The sequence below is a fragment of the Anaerostipes sp. PC18 genome, assembly GCF_039789045.1.
In the GTDB taxonomy this organism is placed as follows: Bacteria; Bacillota; Clostridia; order Lachnospirales; family Lachnospiraceae; genus Anaerostipes; species Anaerostipes hominis.
Map to the genome: position 1 here is coordinate 1,352,959 of NZ_CP121164.1, position 19,012 is coordinate 1,371,970.

19 protein-coding genes are annotated in these 19,012 nt (G+C 45.7%); 17 read left to right on the plus strand and 2 right to left on the minus strand.

Going from position 1 to position 19,012, the window contains the following annotated elements; translation table 11 throughout:
* Positions 1 to 41: 41 nt before the first annotated feature.
* The 11 genes from rplS (at position 42) to P8F77_RS07375 (ending at position 8,589) form a co-directional block, all read left to right on the plus strand.
* Positions 42 to 383, plus strand: coding sequence for a 50S ribosomal protein L19 (gene rplS / locus P8F77_RS07325; RefSeq protein ID WP_006567393.1), 342 nt, complete (start codon positions 42 to 44; stop codon positions 381 to 383).
* Positions 384 to 481: 98 nt separating this feature from the next.
* The gene (gene lepB / locus P8F77_RS07330; RefSeq protein ID WP_148460002.1) at positions 482 to 1,006 is read left to right on the plus strand and encodes a signal peptidase I; all 525 of its coding nucleotides are present in this window, start codon (positions 482 to 484) and stop codon (positions 1,004 to 1,006) included.
* 13 nt (positions 1,007 to 1,019) lie between these two features.
* Entirely contained in the window at positions 1,020 to 1,874 is an 855-nt protein-coding gene (gene ylqF, locus P8F77_RS07335; protein ID WP_095142984.1) for a ribosome biogenesis GTPase YlqF, read from the plus strand.
* An 8-nt stretch (positions 1,875 to 1,882) separates the two neighbouring features.
* Positions 1,883 to 2,437, plus strand: coding sequence for a signal peptidase I (lepB, locus tag P8F77_RS07340; protein WP_095142983.1), 555 nt, complete (start codon positions 1,883 to 1,885; stop codon positions 2,435 to 2,437).
* A gap of 10 nt (positions 2,438 to 2,447) precedes the next feature.
* Positions 2,448 to 3,095: a ribonuclease HII gene (locus tag P8F77_RS07345; protein ID WP_235824643.1), complete on the plus strand. Its 648-nt coding sequence runs from the start codon at positions 2,448 to 2,450 to the stop codon at positions 3,093 to 3,095.
* Positions 3,092 to 3,433, plus strand: coding sequence for a YraN family protein (locus tag P8F77_RS07350; protein ID WP_095142981.1), 342 nt, complete (start codon positions 3,092 to 3,094; stop codon positions 3,431 to 3,433). Before P8F77_RS07345 ends, P8F77_RS07350 begins: the two co-directional genes overlap by 4 nt.
* The gene (gene pgeF / locus P8F77_RS07355; RefSeq protein ID WP_095142980.1) at positions 3,423 to 4,241 is read left to right on the plus strand and encodes a peptidoglycan editing factor PgeF; all 819 of its coding nucleotides are present in this window, start codon (positions 3,423 to 3,425) and stop codon (positions 4,239 to 4,241) included. The genes P8F77_RS07350 and pgeF overlap by 11 nt, the downstream gene beginning before the upstream one ends.
* A 90-nt stretch (positions 4,242 to 4,331) precedes the next feature.
* Positions 4,332 to 5,654 carry a ribosome biogenesis GTPase Der gene (gene der / locus P8F77_RS07360; protein WP_095142979.1) on the plus strand — a complete coding sequence of 441 codons (1,323 nt, stop codon included), beginning with the start codon at positions 4,332 to 4,334 and terminating at the stop codon, positions 5,652 to 5,654.
* Entirely contained in the window at positions 5,654 to 6,280 is a 627-nt protein-coding gene (gene plsY, locus P8F77_RS07365; RefSeq protein WP_095142978.1) for a glycerol-3-phosphate 1-O-acyltransferase PlsY, read from the plus strand. Before der ends, plsY begins: the two co-directional genes overlap by 1 nt.
* A 9-nt stretch (positions 6,281 to 6,289) precedes the next feature.
* Positions 6,290 to 7,306, plus strand: a complete 1,017-nt coding sequence (locus P8F77_RS07370) for an NAD(P)H-dependent glycerol-3-phosphate dehydrogenase (RefSeq protein ID WP_287518255.1) — start codon at positions 6,290 to 6,292, stop codon at positions 7,304 to 7,306.
* Between the two features lie 32 nt (positions 7,307 to 7,338).
* Complete coding sequence (locus P8F77_RS07375; RefSeq protein WP_347256439.1) at positions 7,339 to 8,589, plus strand: aminotransferase class I/II-fold pyridoxal phosphate-dependent enzyme; 1,251 nt, start codon at positions 7,339 to 7,341, stop codon at positions 8,587 to 8,589.
* Positions 8,590 to 8,615: 26 nt separating this feature from the next.
* Here P8F77_RS07375 and P8F77_RS07380 read toward each other — a convergent pair whose 3' ends face one another.
* On the minus strand, positions 8,616 to 9,983 hold the full coding sequence (locus P8F77_RS07380; RefSeq protein WP_270431595.1) for an MATE family efflux transporter: 1,368 nt from the start codon (positions 9,981 to 9,983) through the stop codon (positions 8,616 to 8,618).
* 331 nt (positions 9,984 to 10,314) lie between these two features.
* Here P8F77_RS07380 and P8F77_RS07385 point away from each other — a divergent pair, with 331 nt between their 5' ends.
* From P8F77_RS07385 to P8F77_RS07395, 3 genes are read left to right on the plus strand one after another with little or no spacing between them, the layout of a single operon-like run.
* Positions 10,315 to 10,785: a PTS glucose transporter subunit IIA gene (locus P8F77_RS07385; protein WP_006567380.1), complete on the plus strand. Its 471-nt coding sequence runs from the start codon at positions 10,315 to 10,317 to the stop codon at positions 10,783 to 10,785.
* A gap of 13 nt (positions 10,786 to 10,798) precedes the next feature.
* The gene (melB, locus tag P8F77_RS07390; RefSeq protein ID WP_270431591.1) at positions 10,799 to 12,181 is read left to right on the plus strand and encodes a melibiose:sodium transporter MelB; all 1,383 of its coding nucleotides are present in this window, start codon (positions 10,799 to 10,801) and stop codon (positions 12,179 to 12,181) included.
* Positions 12,182 to 12,208: 27 nt separating this feature from the next.
* Positions 12,209 to 14,464: an alpha-galactosidase gene (locus tag P8F77_RS07395; protein ID WP_270431589.1), complete on the plus strand. Its 2,256-nt coding sequence runs from the start codon at positions 12,209 to 12,211 to the stop codon at positions 14,462 to 14,464.
* A 48-nt stretch (positions 14,465 to 14,512) separates the two neighbouring features.
* Here P8F77_RS07395 and P8F77_RS07400 read toward each other — a convergent pair whose 3' ends face one another.
* Positions 14,513 to 15,394 carry an AraC family transcriptional regulator gene (locus tag P8F77_RS07400; RefSeq protein ID WP_095142973.1) on the minus strand — a complete coding sequence of 294 codons (882 nt, stop codon included), beginning with the start codon at positions 15,392 to 15,394 and terminating at the stop codon, positions 14,513 to 14,515.
* A gap of 151 nt (positions 15,395 to 15,545) precedes the next feature.
* On the opposite strand from P8F77_RS07400, the gene dapF reads away from it, so the two are divergent.
* From dapF to P8F77_RS07415, 3 genes are all read left to right on the plus strand, one after another.
* The gene (gene dapF, locus P8F77_RS07405) at positions 15,546 to 16,382 is read left to right on the plus strand and encodes a diaminopimelate epimerase (protein ID WP_095142972.1); all 837 of its coding nucleotides are present in this window, start codon (positions 15,546 to 15,548) and stop codon (positions 16,380 to 16,382) included.
* A 24-nt stretch (positions 16,383 to 16,406) separates the two neighbouring features.
* Positions 16,407 to 17,867: a UDP-N-acetylmuramoyl-L-alanyl-D-glutamate--2,6-diaminopimelate ligase gene (locus P8F77_RS07410; RefSeq protein ID WP_287518246.1), complete on the plus strand. Its 1,461-nt coding sequence runs from the start codon at positions 16,407 to 16,409 to the stop codon at positions 17,865 to 17,867.
* 238 nt (positions 17,868 to 18,105) lie between these two features.
* Positions 18,106 to 18,975 carry a shikimate dehydrogenase gene (locus P8F77_RS07415; RefSeq protein WP_148459989.1) on the plus strand — a complete coding sequence of 290 codons (870 nt, stop codon included), beginning with the start codon at positions 18,106 to 18,108 and terminating at the stop codon, positions 18,973 to 18,975.
* The last annotated feature ends 37 nt before the right edge of the window (positions 18,976 to 19,012 follow it).

Consider the following 19,012-nt stretch of genomic DNA (forward strand, 5'->3'; position numbering starts at 1 on the left):
AAGGTATTATGAACATCTAAAAAGTTTTAAGGAGGAACAACATGAACGATATCATTAAAAGTATTGAAGATGCACAGTTAAGAGAAGTTGCAGATTTCAGAACAGGTGACACTGTAAAAGTATACGGAAAAGTAAAAGAGGGAAACCGCGAGAGAATTCAGGTATTTGAAGGAACTGTCATCAAAAGACAGAACGGCGGAGCACGCGAGACATTTACCGTGCGCAAAAATTCCAACGGCATCGGCGTAGAAAAAACCTGGCCGGTACACTCTCCGATCATCGAGAAGATCGAAGTTGTGCGCAAAGGTAAGGTTAGACGCGCGAAATTATACTACTTACGTGACCGTGTAGGTAAGGCTGCGAAAGTGAAAGAAAGAGTATAATATTTTTCAAAAAAACACAGGGACGAGCCGGAGCTTGTCCCTGTTTTGTTTAAAGAAAGGGTGTGAGATCTGTGAGCGGATATACGGTTACTTATCAGATGAGGAAGAAAAAAAGGCAGAGACGGGATAAGATCGCGGCATATGTGCTGACTTTTTTGGCCGTGATTTTTGCGGCTTTTATCATTGTCCGTTTTCTGTGTGCCGGTTATACGGTACAGGGAGATTCCATGCTTCCCACCTATGAGAGCGGAGAAAAGCGGCTGGTCAACCGGCTGATTTATAAAGTGAAAAGTCCGGCGCGATATGATATAATATTGTTCGAGTCAGAGGACGAGACGAACAAGCAGTATTATGTAAAGAGAGTGGTCGGACTCCCAGGAGAGACGGTTCAGGTCAGGGACGGGAACGTCTATGTAGACGGCAGGAAGGCCAAAAGCTTCGGAAAAGAACAGATCCTGTCTCCCGGACTGGCAGCAGACGGCGTAAAACTATCCAAGAATCAATATTTTGTCATGGGAGACAATTACAATAACAGCGAAGATTCCAGGAGCGCCGTAGTCGGCAATGTAAAAAAGACACAGATCATAGGCAAGGTCGGGATCAAATATTGGCCTTTTGGATAAAGAAGGAGGACACATGCAATTTCAATGGTACCCGGGTCACATGACCAAGGCAAAAAGAATGATGCAGGAAAATATAAAGCTGATCGATATTGTGATCGAACTGGTGGATGCGAGAATTCCATTCGGAAGCAGGAATCCCGATATCGACCAGCTGGCCCAGAACAAGTCCAGGCTGATTTTATTGAACAAGACGGATCTTGCAGACAGCAGGAAGACAGAACTCTGGGAACAGTATTTTAGAGACAGGGGATTCTTTGTCGGGAAGGTAAATTCCCAGAAGGGAACCGGAGTAAAAGCGGTGCAGGGCATTGTCATGGAGGCGTGCAGAGAAAAGATCGAGCGGGACCGGAAGAGGGGAATTAAGAACCGGCCGATCCGCGCCATGATCGCGGGAATCCCGAATGTAGGGAAATCTACATTTATCAACAGTCTGGCCGGAAAAGCCTGTACGAAAACCGGAAATAAACCGGGCGTGACAAAGGGAAAGCAGTGGATTAAGCTGAATAAAAATATCGAGTTATTAGATACGCCGGGAATTTTGTGGCCCAAATTTGAGGATCAGACAGTAGGCCTTCATCTGGCTCTGATCGGTTCTATCAAGGAAGAAATATTAAATCAGGAAGAGATGGCCATGGAGCTGATCCCGTTTCTGGTAAAAGAATATCCGGGTATCTTAGCGGCACGCTACCGGGTTGAAGAGGAGAAGAATACACTGAAAATCCTCGAACAGATCGCGGCTAACCGGAATTGTAAAGAAAAAGGCAATCAGCTGGATTATGAAAAGGCAGCACACATCCTGCTGGAGGAATACAGGAACGGAAAGCTTGGAAAGATTACGCTGGAAGTACCTGCTGACTTTGAGGGGTAATCAAACACATGTCGTTTCGAATAAGGCGCAGGGCGCATCGTTTTTATTCTGAATTATGTTTCTGGGGATCAACTGTTTTTATAGCAGTTTGTGTTTCCTTTCTCGTCATCACATTTTTAGGGGAGAGAACCGGGGTTTCCGGCTATTCCATGGAGCCGACGCTCCACCATATGGACAGCGTATTGGTCGACAAGCTGACTTACCGGTTCCGGGACCCGAAGCGCTTTGAAGTCGTGGTATTTCCAAATCCCGCGGACAGAAAAGAAAAGCTGGTAAAGAGAGTCATCGGAATGCCCGGGGAGACGGTGGAGATCCGTAGCGGCACAGTTTATATAAACGGCCGGATGATATCCAGGGATTATTCCAAAGATCATATGACATTTACCGTCAATGAGAAGGGCAGCATTACCTTAAAAAAAGATGAATATTTTGTACTGGGAGATAACCGGAATAACAGCATGGACAGCAGGGATATAAGAGTGGGTCCAATAAACAGGAAAGAGATACAGGGAAGAGTAGTTTTCAGGCTGTTTCCGCTCAAAGATGCGGGAAGGATCTTATAGAGAGGTACTTATGACAAAACAGGAAGAAAAACGGTTAGATAAACTGAAGAAAGAGAAGCAGCGCATGTATGAGATGTTTTCTTATGAGAGAGAATACGAAGGGTATTCCCATATATGCGGGATCGATGAGGTGGGCCGGGGGCCTTTTGCAGGACCTGTGGTAGCGGCAGCCGTCATTCTGCCGGGAGACTGTGATATTTTATATCTGAACGATTCCAAGAAAGTTTCGCCCAAAAAGAGAGAAACATTGTATGATGAAATTTATGAGAAAGCTCTGGCCGTCGGAATCGGAATGGCTTCGGAAAAAGTCATAGATGAGATCAATATTTTAAATGCTACCTATGAAGCGATGAGGACGGCGGTTTCAAATCTTCCGGTCGAGCCGGATCTGCTGCTCAATGATGCGGTGACGATCCCGGGGATCGGAACAGAGCAGGTTCCGATCATCAAAGGGGATGCAAAGAGCGCTTCGATTGCGGCGGCAAGCATTGTGGCAAAGGTGACCAGAGACCGGATGATGGAAGAATACGATCAGATCTATCCTCAATATCAGTTCGCCAAGAATAAAGGTTATGGGACAAAGGCTCATATCGAGGCGATCAAAGAGCACGGTATCTGTACACTTCACCGAAAGAGTTTTGTAAGGAAATACATATGAAAAATCATAGAAAGACCGGTATGGAGAAGGAAGAGACTGCGTGCCGGTTTTTATTGACTCAGGGGTATGAAGTCATCGAGAGAAATTTTTATTCCCGTTATGGGGAAATTGATATTATTGCCAGGGATGGACAGTATCTTGTGTTTGCCGAGGTGAAATACCGGCGGGATACAGCCTTCGGATATCCGAGAGAGGCTGTTGACCATAGGAAACAGCAAAAGATTCAAAAGACGGCAGAATATTATCTGTTTTGCCGCGGCATGTTCGACAGGCCGGCAAGATTTGATGTAGTAGAGATCATAGGAAAGAAGATCAGGGTGATAAAAAATGCATTTTAAGAGATCAAACGATAATCATTCTACGGTGCTGCACGAAGGGCAGGTGCCGTATCTAACGTTTAGAAAACTGGATCAGGCAGGAGTCCGCCATGGATTTTCCACCAGGATGGGAGGCGTCAGTAAAGGGATGTTTTCCTCTATGAATTTAAGCTATGCAAGGGGAGATGATGAAGCGTCTGTGGATGAAAATTTCCGCAGGATCGGGCAGGCCATAGGTTTTGACGAGAAAAAGCTTGTATTCTCCAATCAGATCCATGACACGAAGATCAAGACAGTCGGGAAAGAAGACTGCGGAAAAGTCATGACCGGAATGGACGGACTGGTGACCGATGTACCTGGAATCCCACTGTATACGGGGTATGCGGACTGTGTGCCTCTGTTCTTCTTTGACCCTGTCAAAAAAGTGGCGGCTCTGGCCCATTCCGGCTGGAAGGGAACGGTCGGAAGGATCGGAGAAAAGATGGTAATGCATATGAAAGACGGATATGAATGCCGTCCTGAGGATATTGTGGCGGCTGTCGGCCCGTCTATCTGCAGAGACTGCTATGAGGTCAGCGAAGATGTCGCAGAGCAGTTCATAAAGGAATTTTCAGCACACCCGGAAGAAGAATTTCTGGACAGGAAAGAAAATGACAAGTATCAGCTGGACCTGTGGAAGGCCAACGAGATCATATTGACGGAGGCAGGTATTTTAAAGGAGAATCTGGACATCACCGATCTGTGTACCTGCTGCAACAGCGATGCTTTGTTTTCCCACCGGGCAACAAAAGGAAAACGGGGGAATTTGGGGGCATTCATTGTGCTTTGAATGTGATATAATCTTTACAATAGGGAAAGATTATCATATAATCAAACGGAAGTTTTAGGAAGAGAGATTCCATACAGAGAGGAAATAAAAATGAGTAAACCGATAGTAGCAATAGTGGGAAGGCCGAACGTGGGGAAATCCACGCTGTTCAACGCACTTGCGGGAGAGAATATTTCAATCGTAAAAGATACACCGGGAGTGACAAGGGACAGGATTTATGCGGATATTTCCTGGCTGAATTATAATTTTACGCTGATCGACACCGGCGGGATCGAGCCGGATTCGGGAGATGTGATTCTTTCCAGGATGAGAGAACAGGCACAGATCGCCATTGAGACTGCAGACGTGATCATTTTTCTTGTAGATGTGAGGCAGGGATTGGTGGATGCGGACTTCCAGGTGGCGGACATGCTGAGACGGTCTCAAAAGCCGGTGGTCCTGGCAGTGAATAAGGTGGACAACTATGACAAGTTCCTGGCAGATACCTATGAATTTTATAACCTGGGACTGGGCGATCCACACCCGGTTTCTGCAAATTCCAAGCTGGGATTCGGTGATCTGCTGGATGAGGTCGTGGAAAACTGTGATCCAAAGGCACTGGAAGAGGAAGAAGATGAAAGGCCCAAGATCGCCATCATCGGAAAGCCCAATGCAGGGAAGTCTTCTATCATCAACAAAATGCTCGGTGAGGAGAGAGTTATTGTATCGGACGTTGCGGGAACGACAAGGGATGCCATTGACACGGTCATCCAGAAAAACGGAAAGGAATACGTATTTATTGACACCGCAGGGCTCCGAAGGAAAAATAAAATCAAAGAAGATCTGGAACGTTACAGCGTCATCCGTACAGTTTCCGCAGTGGAACGGTGTGATGTGGCGGTTCTGGTCATCGACGCCACGGAAGGCATTACCGAGCAGGACGCAAAGATCGCAGGTATTGCTCACGAGAGGGGCAAGGGGATGATCATTGCGGTCAACAAATGGGACTTGGTGGAGAAGGATGACAAGACGATCTATAAGTTCACAAACAAGATCCGTGAAGTATTGGCGTACATGTCCTATGCAGAATTAATCTTTATCTCAGCAAAGACAGGCCAGCGTTTTCCGAAAATCTTTGATATGCTTGACGCAGTCATTGAAAATCATGCCATGCGTGTTCAGACAGGAGTGCTGAATGAGATTCTGGCTGAGGCAGTGGCGATGAAACAGCCGCCGTCTGACAAAGGAAAACGGCTGAAGCTCTACTACATGACACAAGTATCGGTAAAGCCGCCCACATTTGTTGTATTTATCAATGACAGGCAGCTGATGCACTTTTCATATACCAGATATATTGAAAATCAGATACGGAATACTTTTGGATTCCGGGGAACCCCGATCCACATCATTGCGCGGGAAAGGAAGGAGAAGTAATGGTCCTTTGTGTTTTTCTCTGCCTGGCCATGGGATATCTGCTGGGCTGCATTCAGACAGGATTTATCATTGGGAAAATCAATCATATCGACATCAGGGATTACGGAAGCGGTAATTCCGGAACGACGAATACACTGAGAACCCTCGGAAAGACAGCGGCACTGCTAACCTTCCTTGGGGACTCCTCAAAGGGGCTGATCGCAGTCAATATTGCCAGATACATATTAATTCCCCAGTTTGGAGGAATGGCCCATGAAGCCACGCTTTGGCTGGTGACCGGGTTTGCCGTGGTCATCGGGCACAATTTTCCTTTTTACCTGCATTTTAAAGGCGGGAAAGGAATTGCCACAACGGGCGGTGTGATCTTTGCATTCGACTGGAGACTCGGACTTCTCTGCTTGCTGATCTTTTCTGTTGTGACGGGGATCAGCAAATATGTATCACTGGGTTCCATCTGCATGGTGCTGGTGATCCCGTTTATTTTATATTTCAGCAGTCCCCGCGACTGGCAGCTTGTAGCGGTGGGATGTGTGTTTACGGTCATGGCCGTATGGCGCCACAGGGCAAATATCGACCGGCTCATTCACGGGACGGAAAACAAACTCGGACAGAAGGTAAAACGTTAGGAGGAAACTATGAAAAAGGTTAGCGTAATCGGTGCAGGAAGCTGGGGAAGTGCTTTGGCAGTTTTGCTGGCGAACAATGGACATGAAGTGACACTTTGGTCTCACGATTCCCGGGAGATCGAGATGCTTCAGAAGGAAAGAGAGCAGAAAGACAAGCTTCCGGGAGTGAAGCTTCCGGAAAACATAAAGGTCAGCGCCGACCTTGAAGAAACACTCGTCGGCAGAGATGTCATCGTCATGGCCGTGCCGTCTCCGGTGGTTCGTTCAATGGCAAATCGTATGGCTCCATATATAAAAGAAGGCCAGGTCATCGTCAATGTGGCGAAAGGGATCGAGGATGAAACCTATAAGACGCTGACAGAGATCATCGAGGAGGAGATCCCGGGTGCTGTTGTCTGTGTACTCTCCGGCCCGAGCCACGCAGAGGAAGTGGGAAGAAAACTTCCGACCACCTGTGTTGTCGGCGCGAAAAAGGAAAGTGTAGCTGTCATGCTTCAGGATCTGTTTATGAATGAGGTGTTCCGTGTCTACACGAGTCCTGATATCATGGGAATTGAGCTCGGAGGAGCATTAAAGAACGTCATCGCCCTGGCTGCCGGCGTCACAGACGGTCTGGGATACGGCGACAATACAAAAGCGGCACTGATGACAAGAGGAATTGCAGAACTTACAAGACTGGGAGCGGCTCTCGGAGGACAGATCGAGACATTCACCGGTCTGACCGGCATCGGTGACCTGATCGTTACCTGTACGAGTGTTCACAGCCGGAACAGGAAAGCCGGACTCCTGATGGGACAGGGATATACTCCGAAAGAGGCTATGGATGAAGTCAAGATGGTGGTGGAAGGCGTCTATTCCGCCAAAGCGGCTCTCGGACTTGCAAAGCGGAACAATGTCAGTGTTCCGATCATCGAAGAAGTAAACAAAGTGCTCTTTGAGGAAAAAGATCCGAAAGAGGCAGTGGCAGACCTGCTCTTAAGGGAGCGCAAGAAGGAACATACAAACCTTAAATGGGAAGAAGAATAAGAAAGGATAAAGCTATGACAGAATTCGCGGAAATGTCAAAGGAAGAATTGGAACAGGCAAAGGAAGCAGCAGACAAGGATTATGAGGAACTGAAGTCCAGGAATTTAAGTCTTGATATGTCAAGAGGAAAGCCTGCGCCGTCGCAGATTGATCACGCCAACGGCATGCTGAAAGAAATGACGGACTATCACACAAAGGCAGGAATGGATGTGAGAAACTACGGCGTTCTGGACGGGATTCCGGAAATGAAGGAACTTTTCAGTGAACTGCTCGATATTCCGGCCGGCCAGCTGATCGTCGGAGGAAATGCAAGCCTCAACTTAATGTTTGACGCAGTGATGCGTCTGTTTGTGTTCGGAACTATGGGAGAGAAGCCGTGGGGTCAGCTTGACAAGGTGAAGTTCCTCTGCCCAAGTCCCGGCTATGACCGTCATTTTACCATCTGCGAGATTCTGGATATCGAAATGATTCCGGTTGCTATGACGAAAGAAGGTCCGGATATGGATATGGTGGAAGAGCTTGTGGGAAGTGATGCGTCCATCAAAGGTATCTGGTGCGTTCCTAAGTATTCCAATCCACAGGGCATCTGTTACAGTGACGAAACAGTAGACCGACTGGCTTCCATGAAGACTGCCGCGAAAGACTTCAAAATATTTTGGGACAATGCCTATGGTGTGCATCCGGTCTTTGAGGATGTGAAAGTTAAGAATATCATTGACGCATGTGAAGAAGCCGGTACAAAGAACCGTCCGTATTATTTCTTCTCCACATCAAAAATTACCTTCCCCGGAGCCGGTGTCAGCCTGATCGCTTCCAGTGACGAGAATATAAATGAAATCAAAAAAGTCATGGGTGCGCAAACGATCGGATATGACAAAGTCAATCAGCTGCGTCACGTACAGTTCTTTAAAAATGCAGAGGGCCTGAGAGCACATATGCAGGTTTTGGCTGAGTGCATGAGGCCGAAGTTTGAAACGGTTCTCAAATATCTGAACAAAGAGCTTGCGGGAACAGGGCTCGCTGTATGGGAGGAGCCGAAAGGCGGATATTTTGTGTCTGTGGATGTATATCCGGGATGTGCAGAAGAGGTTGTGCGTCTGGCGAAAGAGGCGGGTGTTGTACTCACCGGTGCAGGAGCGACTTATCCATACAGGAAGGACCCGAAGGACAGCAATTTAAGGATTGCGCCTACATACCCTACAGTGGAAGAACTGGAACAGGCGATGGAACTGTTCTGTGTCTGTGTAAAGAAGGCAGCACTTCATAAACTGGTTAGAGAATAAAAAAAGAGGACTCCGGAAACGAGCATTTAAGCTTGTTCTCCGGAGTCTTTCAGTTTGCGGTAAACCGTGAGCAGCATTGTGACATAGCAGGCGGTTCCTCCGATAAAATTGGAGACGGGTTCTGCGATAAAAACGCCGTTGACACCGAGACCGAACAGCATTGGCAGGCAGACGGTCAGAGGAAGGACAATGACGACCTTCCGGAAAATAGAAAAGAAGATGGCCTGTTTGGACCTGTTCAGAGCGATATAAGTGGACTGGCCTGAAAACTGCAGGGACATCATGAAGATCCCAAAGAAGTAAAGTTTCAGGGCAGGGACACCCTTTGCTATGATCTCAGGGCAGCTGTTGAAAATATGAATAAAAAAGTGAGGGGCGAGGAGCAGAATTCCCCATACGAAAAAGGTGTATACAATGCATGAAAATGTCATGAAGCGGATGGCCTGCCTGACTCTGCCGTACTGTTCTGCTCCGTAATTGTACCCTAAGACCGGCTGTGCGCCGTTAGTGATGCCGGTAACCGGCATCGTAATGACTTCCCGGATCGAATTTAAAATCGTCATGACTGTTACGTAGAGATCTCCTCCGTAGATCTGAAGAGTTGCATTGCAGGCAATCTGTACGATGCTGTTTGTGACCGACATCGTAAAACCGGAAAGACCGAGGGTTACGATCTGCCTGACCAGACTGAGCTTTAACCTGAAGTTTTCCCTTTTCAGTTTTAGTATTGTTTTTCTGCCGGCGAGAAACAGGAGCACCCATACAGAGGAAATAAACTGGGAAATGACAGTTGCGAGAGCCGCTCCCCTGACACCCAGATGCAGGACAAAGATGAAAACAGGATCTAATATAATATTTAAGACGGCGCCGATCAAAACCGTCAGCATGCCGGTTCTTGCAAAACCCTGAGAATTTATGAAGCTGTTCATACCAAGGCCGATCATAACAAAAACAGACCCCAGAAGATAGATCGTGATGTAGCTGTCTGCATAGGGAAATGTGGCTTGGCTCGCTCCGAATGCATAAATAACAGGTTTTTTAAATATGAGTATTACAGCCGTGAGCAGAAGGCCCAGGAGAATCAGAAGGAAAAAAGAATTTCCCATGATCTCCTCGGCCTTTTTTTGATTCCCTTTTCCGCGTTCTATGGAACAAAGAGGGGCACCTCCCATACCGATCAGATTGGCAAATGCCATGATGATTGTGATAATCGGAAAGGTAATGCCCACACCTCCCAGGGCGAGAGCGGCATCTGTTCCCATTCTTCCGATATAGATACGGTCAACAATACTGTACAGTACGTTGATCAGCTGAGCCAGAGTCATAGGTACAGCAAGGTTTATGATGTTTTTTGTGACGCTTCCTTTTGTAAAATCATTCTTAGTTTTTTCCATACTCGGATACAGCCTCGTTTCTCCAAACAATCTTTGGTAAAAAGTATAGCATGTTTTCCGGATAAATAGAATCTTGAATAAAATAACATTTGGATATATTTATATAAAATATTTACCTATAAAAATAATTGAAAGAGAAATATAAATCACAACACTTGTGTACAGAAATGCATAAATACAGGGGGAAAACAAAATATTCTTTTGTTAAAAGTGTCAAATAAATGACATTTGGACATATTCTGCACACAAAATTGGCTAGAAAAAGTATGTCCGAATGTTATAATTTAGATAACATCGATGGAAGAAAAAGAAATGATCAGGAGGTAAGAAAATGGCATTATTTTCAAAAGGGAAAGAAGTGTTTGGATGTCCGATGGACGGTGAAGTGAGACCTTTGGATGAAACACCGGACAGGGCATTCGCAGACGGACTCCTTGGAGATGGGGTGGTTATTTTTCCATCGGGAGATAAAGTGTTTGCACCGTCGGCAGCAAAAGTAAATTTTACATTCCCGACACGCCATGCAGTCGGGCTGGAGACAAAGTCTGGATATGAATATCTAATCCATGTAGGGATTAACACGAATCAACTAAAAGGAGAGGGATTTCATATATATGTGGAGCCAGGAGATTATGTGAATAAAGGACAGCTTTTGCTGGAATTTGATCAAAAACTATTAAAAGAAAAAAATTTATCAGAAGCAACCCCTATCGTATTTGCCAATGTAGAAAATGACAACATTGAAGTGCTGAAGGCAGGCCGGGTTAAAGCTAATGAAGATCTAATGGTCGTGAAAAAATAGGAGGATGAATAGAATGAAGCTATCAGTGCGTGAAAAATATAGCTATGGAATCGGTGCCTTAGGAAAAGATATGATCTGCGGAGTCATATTTACCTATGCAATGGTCTATTTTACAGATGTACTGAAAATTTCAGCAGCATTTGTAGGGACGCTCTTTTTCTTTGCAAAGTTCTGGGATGCAGTAAATGATCTCGGAATGGGGATGGTCGTTGACAATACGAAAACAAGATGGGGAAAATTCAGGCCATGGCTGGCTGTCGGAACATTGATCAATGCCGTTGTCTTTGCCTGTTTATTTACGGACTGGGGATTATCCGGAACTGCACTTTATGTGTTTGCTGCCGTTATGTATGTTTTGTGGGGGATGACTTATACCATTATGGATATCCCATACTGGTCTATGCTCCCTAATCTGACCAGTGACAAATCAGAGCGCGACCGGGTGGCTGTGATCCCCAGGATCTTCGCATCTGTCGGAGGATCCCTGATCGTCGGAGGATGTGGACTTCAGATTATGGATTTTCTGGGAAAAGGTGATGCACAGAAAGGATTTTCTTATTTTGCATACATAATTACGGCTGTATTTATTATCACCATTGCGATTACAGTAACAAATGTAAAATCGGCGGATCATGTAAGAGCAGTGAAAGAGGAGAAGACATCCTTTAAGAAGTTACTGCATATTATTTCTAAAAATGATCAGCTCCTAGTGGCCATTGCAGTAATTCTGACATTTAATTTTGCGATGCAGGTTATGACAGGGGTATCTCTATACTACTTCTTATATGTAGCAGGCAGCAAATCAATGTTTTCGATCTTTACTATGTTTGCAGGGATTGCAGAGATCTCCGGCTTGTTTCTGTTTCCATGGATCGCGAAACATCTGAACAGAAACCAGGTTTATCTTTTGGCAAGCCTGATACCGACAGTTGGACTGGGGCTTTTATTAGTCATCGGATATCTGGCGCCGACGAATTTTGTATTGACAGCTATCGCCGGCTATGGTGTTAAATTCGGTTCCGGACTTCAGCTTGGGATTGTGACGGTTGTGCTGGCAGATGTTGTCGACTACGGTGAGTATAAATTCGGAACAAGAAATGAATCTGTCACCTTTTCCATTCAAACGCTGCTCGTAAAGTTCACTTCGGCTATGGGCGCGCTTCTTACCGGATTTGCACTGAATGCCACGGGGTATATTCCAAATGCAGTACAGACAGCATCAACACAGAACGGTATCCGTTTTGTTATGATCGGGGTTCCAGTTGTTTTTGTAGCTCTCAGTTTTATGATCTACAAGACAAAATTTAAACTTCATGGAGCATATTACGACAAAATCATGAATGTTCTGGCATTGAGAAAAGAGAAACTGGACGAGCGTCTGGTAAACAATTCATAATAATATAAAAAAGACGGAGGAATATATATGTCAATTATTTTTCATGAAAGATCTAAAACATTTCATTTATATAATGAAAAGATCAGTTATATTTTTAAAATCTTAAGAAACGGTCAGCTTGGTCAGCTTTACTGCGGAGCGGCAATACGGGACAGAGAAGAATATGAGCATTTATTTGAGGCAAGGCAGCGTCCCATGGCACCGTGTACCTATGAAGGGGATCTGACGTTTTCTATGGAGCATATCAAGCAGGAATATCCGGCCTATGGATCAGGAGATATGAGATACCCGGCTTTTCAGATCCTGCAGAGCAATGGAAGCAGAATCACAGATTTTACATATATATCCCATAAGATCACGGAAGGAAAACCAGAGCTTCCGGGACTCCCTGCAACCTATACAGAGGATCCGAAAGAGGCACAGACGCTGGAAATTCTTCTTAGGGATGAATTGATCCAGGTGGATCTGTTGTTGTCGTATTCCATATTTGCACATTATGGAGCGATTGCACGCAGCGTACGGTTTGTGAATCGGGGGACAGAGCCTGTGATCCTTGATCAGGCAATGAGCCTCTGTCTGGATCTTCCGGATTCAGACTACGAGATGATTGAACTGACCGGAGCGTGGTCCAGAGAGAGGCATATAAAGGAGCGCAGACTGTGTCATGGTATCCAGTCTGTGTACAGCATGAGAGGCTGCAGTTCTAATAATTATAATCCGTTTATTGCACTGAAACGGGAAAACACTACGGAACATGACGGAGAAGTTTATGGTTTTTCCTTTGTGTACAGCGGAAACTTTCTTGCGCAGGTGGAAGTGGATACTTACGATGTCTCACGGATCACTATGGGAATCAATCCTAACACGTTTACGTGGGAACTAAAGCCGGGAGAAAAGTTTCAGACACCGGAAGCGGTGATGGTCTACAGTGGTGATGGCCTAAACGGTATGAGCCAGACTTATCATGAGCTGTATCAGAAACGGCTGGCCAGAGGGGAGTGGAGGGATCAAGTCCGTCCGATCCTTGTGAACAACTGGGAAGCCACATATTTCGATTTTGATGAAGATAAAATTCTTTTAATTGCAGATACAGCGAAACGTCTCGGTATTGAATTATTTGTCCTGGATGACGGCTGGTTCGGCAAAAGAGATGACGATACAAGTTCTCTGGGAGACTGGTACCCGGACCTTAACAAACTTCCGGAAGGAATCAAGGGCATAGCGAAAAAGATTGAGAAGAAAGGTTTAAAATTCGGCCTTTGGTTTGAACCGGAGATGGTCAACAAGGACAGTGACCTGTACCGGACTCATCCGGACTGGATGCTTGCGGCACCGGGCAGAAACAGCTGTCACGGAAGAAATCAGTTTGTCCTGGATTTTTCCAGAAAAGAAGTGGTGGATTATATATACCGGCTTATGGAAAAAGTTTTGCTGGATGCTCCTGTGTCTTATATAAAATGGGATATGAACCGCTGCATGTCAGAGGTGTATTCAGCAGGATGCGGTGCGTCGGATCAAGGTAAAGTTACACATAAATATATCCTTGGGGTATATGATCTTTATGAACGGCTGACAAAGAAGTTTCCGTATATCCTGTTTGAATCCTGTGCCAGCGGAGGTGCCAGATTTGATCCCGGAATGATGTATTATGCGCCCCAGTGCTGGACCAGTGATGATACGGATGCAATAGAAAGAATTAAAATCCAGTATGGCACCAGTATGGTTTATCCGGTCAGCAGTATGGGGGCCCACGTATCAGCAGTGCCGAATCACCAGGTGCTGAGGAATACTCCGATTGAGACACGGGCAAATGTTGCCTGCTTCGGGACTTTTGGATATGAACTTGATTTGAATAAGTTGTCAGCAGAGGAACAGGAAAAAATAAAAGGACAGGTGGAATTCATGAAGACATACCGGGAGGTCCTTCAGTTTGGAACCTTCTACCGCCTTCAGAGCCCTTTTAAACACAATACAAGTGCATGGATGTCAGTCTCACAAGACAGACGGACGGCGGTCGTCGGATACTTCCGCACGCTGGAACCGGTGAATTCCGGATACACAAGACTGAAGCTCCGGGGACTCGATGAAAATTTATGCTACCATGTGACGATCAATGAAACCAGCCACTACGGCGATGAACTAATGAAAGCCGGATTGGTGACTTCGGATGCTTCCAGCGGTGAAAACCGTGAGACATATAACGGAGCCAACGGAGATTACCAGTCTCGCCTATATATCTTAACTGCGGAGGACGAATTGCGAGCGCCTTCCGTACGTTCCTGATTAAGGAAAGACTCCTGCTGTTTACAGTATGGAGCCTTTCCTTTTTATCTATTCAGAATGCTTTTGGTTTTCTGCTTTGTGAGGGTCGAAATCCCGTATTATATTCGGAACATTCCGGTTTTCTTTGCGGTAGGCGGTGGGACTTAAACCGGTAATCTTTTTAAATGCCTTGGAAAAGGCAAGCTGATTGGCATAACCGCAGGAGTAAGAGATATTCTTGACCGGAAGATCCGTATCTGAAAGAAGTTCTGTGGCTTTTGTAATGCGGAATCTTAAGAGAAACTGCTGGGGAGACATATGAAGGTTTTTCTGGAACATGCTGCAGAGATAACTCCGGTTTAAAGAAACATAATCAGCAATGTCCCTGACGGTAATGACATTCTGGTAATTTTTCTGTATAAATTCAATGGCCTTGCTGATATGTATGTTTTCACTTGTAAAATCAGACTTGTATTTAATATCGGCGGATCGGCTGAAGGAGGCAAAGATCAGAAAGAGGATGCCCTGAATATAAAGCTCATTGCTGTAGCTTAAGGTGTTATGTCTGAGAATATCTTCAATATAAGATACAAGAAGTTCTTTCTCTTCACAGTGACAGATCAAATGTTCACTGTCCAGACCGCAGCGCTGAAGATAGTCATTGACTTGATTTCCGGAAAAGCCGACCCAGAGATAAGTCCAGGGATCTTGTTCGTCTGCCTGGTAAAAGGTCACTTCATCTGGGAGGATCAAAAAAGCATCTCCCGGCTCAATGGTGTACTGTTTGTCCCTGGCATAGTAATATCCTTTTCCTCTGACGCAGTAGTGAAGCAGGTGGTGGCTCCGGACAGCAGGCCCAAAGGAATAAAGAGGTGTGCACTCCTGTATGCCGCAGAAAAGGAGATAAAAGTCAGAAAACATCTGGTTCTTGATTTCCAAAAATGAATACATAGTCTCTCCTTTCCCTGTTTTTTACTTTTATTTTATAATAAAAAGCAGTAAAACACAACCAGGAAACGGCAGAAAACACTTTGTGTTTCCATATTGATTATGGTAAAATAAATAAACTAATAATAACACTATGAAAATAAGGAGTGATTCCATGAAATTTACAAAGATGCATGGCTGCGGCAATGATTATGTATATGTGAACTGTTTTAAAGAAACGATAGAAAATCCGAATGAGGCGGCGAAGTTTGTCAGTGACCGCCATTTTGGGATCGGGTCAGACGGCATGATCTGTATTCATCCTTCTGACAAAGCGGATTTCCGGATGGCCATGTACAACAGTGACGGTACAGAAGGAGCCATGTGCGGAAATGGAGTCCGCTGTATCGCAAAGTATGTATATGACTATGGATTGACAGATAAAACAACGATCACCATCGAGACCAAAGGCGGGATCAAAGAACTGGACCTGACGGTGGAAGACGGGAAGGTCACATGGGTCAATGTAGATATGGAGGCCCCTGTGCTGGATGCCGATAAAATACCGGTGATTTATGATGAGGAGAACAAAGTCATCGACAAGCCTGTCCTTGTAGACGGCAGAGAGTACAGAATCACCTGTGTATCTATGGGAAATCCCCATGGAGTCGTGTTTGTAGATTCTGTGGATGATCTTGATATTGAAAAGCTCGGGCCTATGTTTGAGAATCACCCGATGTTTCCGGACAGAGTCAACACAGAATTTATCCAGGTGGTCGACGACCATACGATCAAGATGCGTGTTTGGGAGCGCGGAGCAGGGGAGACTCTGGCCTGCGGAACCGGTGCATGTGCAAGCGCCTACGCAAGCTATCTGAATAAGAAGACCGGCAAAAAAGTCCTGGTCCACCTCTTGGGAGGAGACCTTCAGATTGAATATGACGAAGAGAAACATACCATCTTCATGAAAGGACCGGCCACAAAAGTATTTGATGGGGAGATTGACCTTTAAAAAGTTTTGGCTTAGGAGGAATCTATGAAATTATCAAAATTATTGGAACGCTCAGAATATACTCTCATACAGGGCACGGAAGATACAGAGATCACGGCTCTTGTCTATGATTCAAGAAAAGTGGAGGAGGGCAATGTTTTTGTCTGTATTTCCGGGGCTGCCTTTGACGGACATAAGTTTATTGGGCAGGTAATCGAAAAGGGTGCCAAAGTTGTCGCTGTACAACGGGATGTGGAAGTTCCGAACGGCGTGACGGTGATTCGTTTTGACGACACGAGAAAGGCTCTGGCAGAGATGTCCGCGGCTTACTTCGGATATCCTGCGGAAGAGCTGACGACCATAGGAATTACCGGGACGAAAGGCAAGACAACGATCACTTACATGATCCAGTCTGTCCTTGAACACGCGGGACAGAAGACCGGACTGATCGGAACCATCGAGACAGTCATCGGGGAAGAGAGGATACCTTCGGTCAATACGACGCCGGAATCTTACGTGATCCAGGAATCCTTCCGGAAGATGGTGGATGCGGGATGCAAAAATGTCGTCATGGAAGTTTCTTCACAGGGACTGATGCTCCACAGGGTGAGCGGTTTTACCTTTGACTACGGTATCTTTACGAATCTGGCCGAAGATCATATCGGAGAAAACGAACACAAGGATATGGATGACTATATTCGTTGCAAATCTCTGCTGTTTCAGCAGTGCAGGCAGGGAATTGTAAACGGAGATGATGACTATGTAGAAAGGATCATTAAAGGACATACATGTTCTTTGGAGACCTTTGGGATGAATCCGGGCAACGATGTATATGCCGAACATATAGAGCGCATTCAGGAACCCGGATACCTTGGCGTTTCCTACGATTTAAAAGGGAAAGAAGAGTACAACGTCCATGTAGACATTCCGGGGGACTTTACGGTCTATAATTCTCTGGCAGCTATTTCTTTATGCCGCCATATGGGGATTCAAAAGAAAGATGTCCTGGACGCATTGAATACGATCCAGGTAAAAGGCCGGCTGGAAATTATGAAAACACCGGGCGAATACACTCTGATGATTGATTATGCCCACAACGCTATGAGTCTGGAAAGCCTGCTCACAACGATCCGAAAGTATGACCCGAAAAAGATCTACTGTCTGTTCGGCTGCGGAGGCAACCGGGCCAAAGCCAGACGGTATGAGATGGGCGAAGTATCTTCAAAACTTGCGGACCTTACGGTGGTGACATCGGACAATCCGAGAAATGAAGAACCGATGGATATCATCAACGATATTCTGGTGGGAGTCCATAAGGGACCGGGTGAGTATGTCACGATCCCTGACAGGAAAGAAGCCATCCGCTACTGCATGGAACATGCGGGGAAGGGAGATATTGTCATCCTGGCGGGCAAAGGCCATGAAGACTATCAGGAAATCAAAGGGGTGAAACATCACATGGATGAGAGAGATTTGATCCGGGAGATCATCACAGAATCCGTTTAAATTTAGAACAAAGTGGGCAAGCCCATTTTATCTCTCAGGCCTTCACCACTTTGCGTGCCAGATGCGATTTGACGCAGTCAAATGATTTCCTTACGCATCTGTGCACAATCTGCGGAGCGTTTTTTGTTTCTTGGGAAAGAAAAAAAGGCAGACTCAACATTGCCGTCTGCTTTCAGATAAAATGAAAATAAAAACCGGAAGCATATAAGATTTTTCCGGGAGGAAATTAGGAGGAACTATGGACAGCAGAATTAAAGGAACAACAAGATTACTGGGACTGATCGGGTCACCGGTGGGACATTCAGGATCACCGGCTATGCACAATTATGGATTTCAGGCACTCGGGATTGACGCAGCTTACCTGGCTTTTGATATCAAAGAAGATCAGGTAAAGGATGCCATCAGCGCAGTGCGCACACTGAATATGCAGGGGATCAATGTGACCATGCCGTGTAAGACGGAGGCAGCAAAATATATGGATGAATTGTCTCCGGCAGCCAGGCTGATCGGTGCGGTGAACACTGTGGTAAACAGGGACGGAAAACTTTACGGACATATAACAGACGGCGAAGGATTTGTGGCAAACCTTAAAGATCATGGGGTTTCAATCGAGGAAAAAGATATTGTGATTTTTGGCGCCGGAGGTGCCGCGACAGCGATTTTGGTACAGTGTGCTCTGGATGGAGCAAAATCCGTCACGGTCATCAACCCCAGGGACGATTTCTTCGGACGGGCGGAAGAGATGCATAAAAAGCTCCGGGAAGAAACTTCAGACTGTGACATAACTTTGATCGATCTGGATGACGAAGCTGCTGTGAAAGAAGCGGTATTAAAAACCGATATCCTCATCAACGGAACTCTTCTCGGGATGAAACCAAAAGAAGACACTTCCGTGATCCGGGATACCAGTCTGTTCCATAAAGATATGGTTGTGGCAGATGTCGTCTATAATCCGAAAGAGACGAAGCTGTTAAAAGAGGCTAAGGCAGCGGGCTGCAAGACTGTCCAGGGGGACGGAATGCTCTTATGGCAGGGAGTGGCTGCATTTAAACTGTTCACCGGACAGGACATGCCGGTAAAAGAAGTAAAGGAAAAGTTCTTTTCTTGAAACAGAATACATAATCAACTAGTAATAAAAGAGAAAA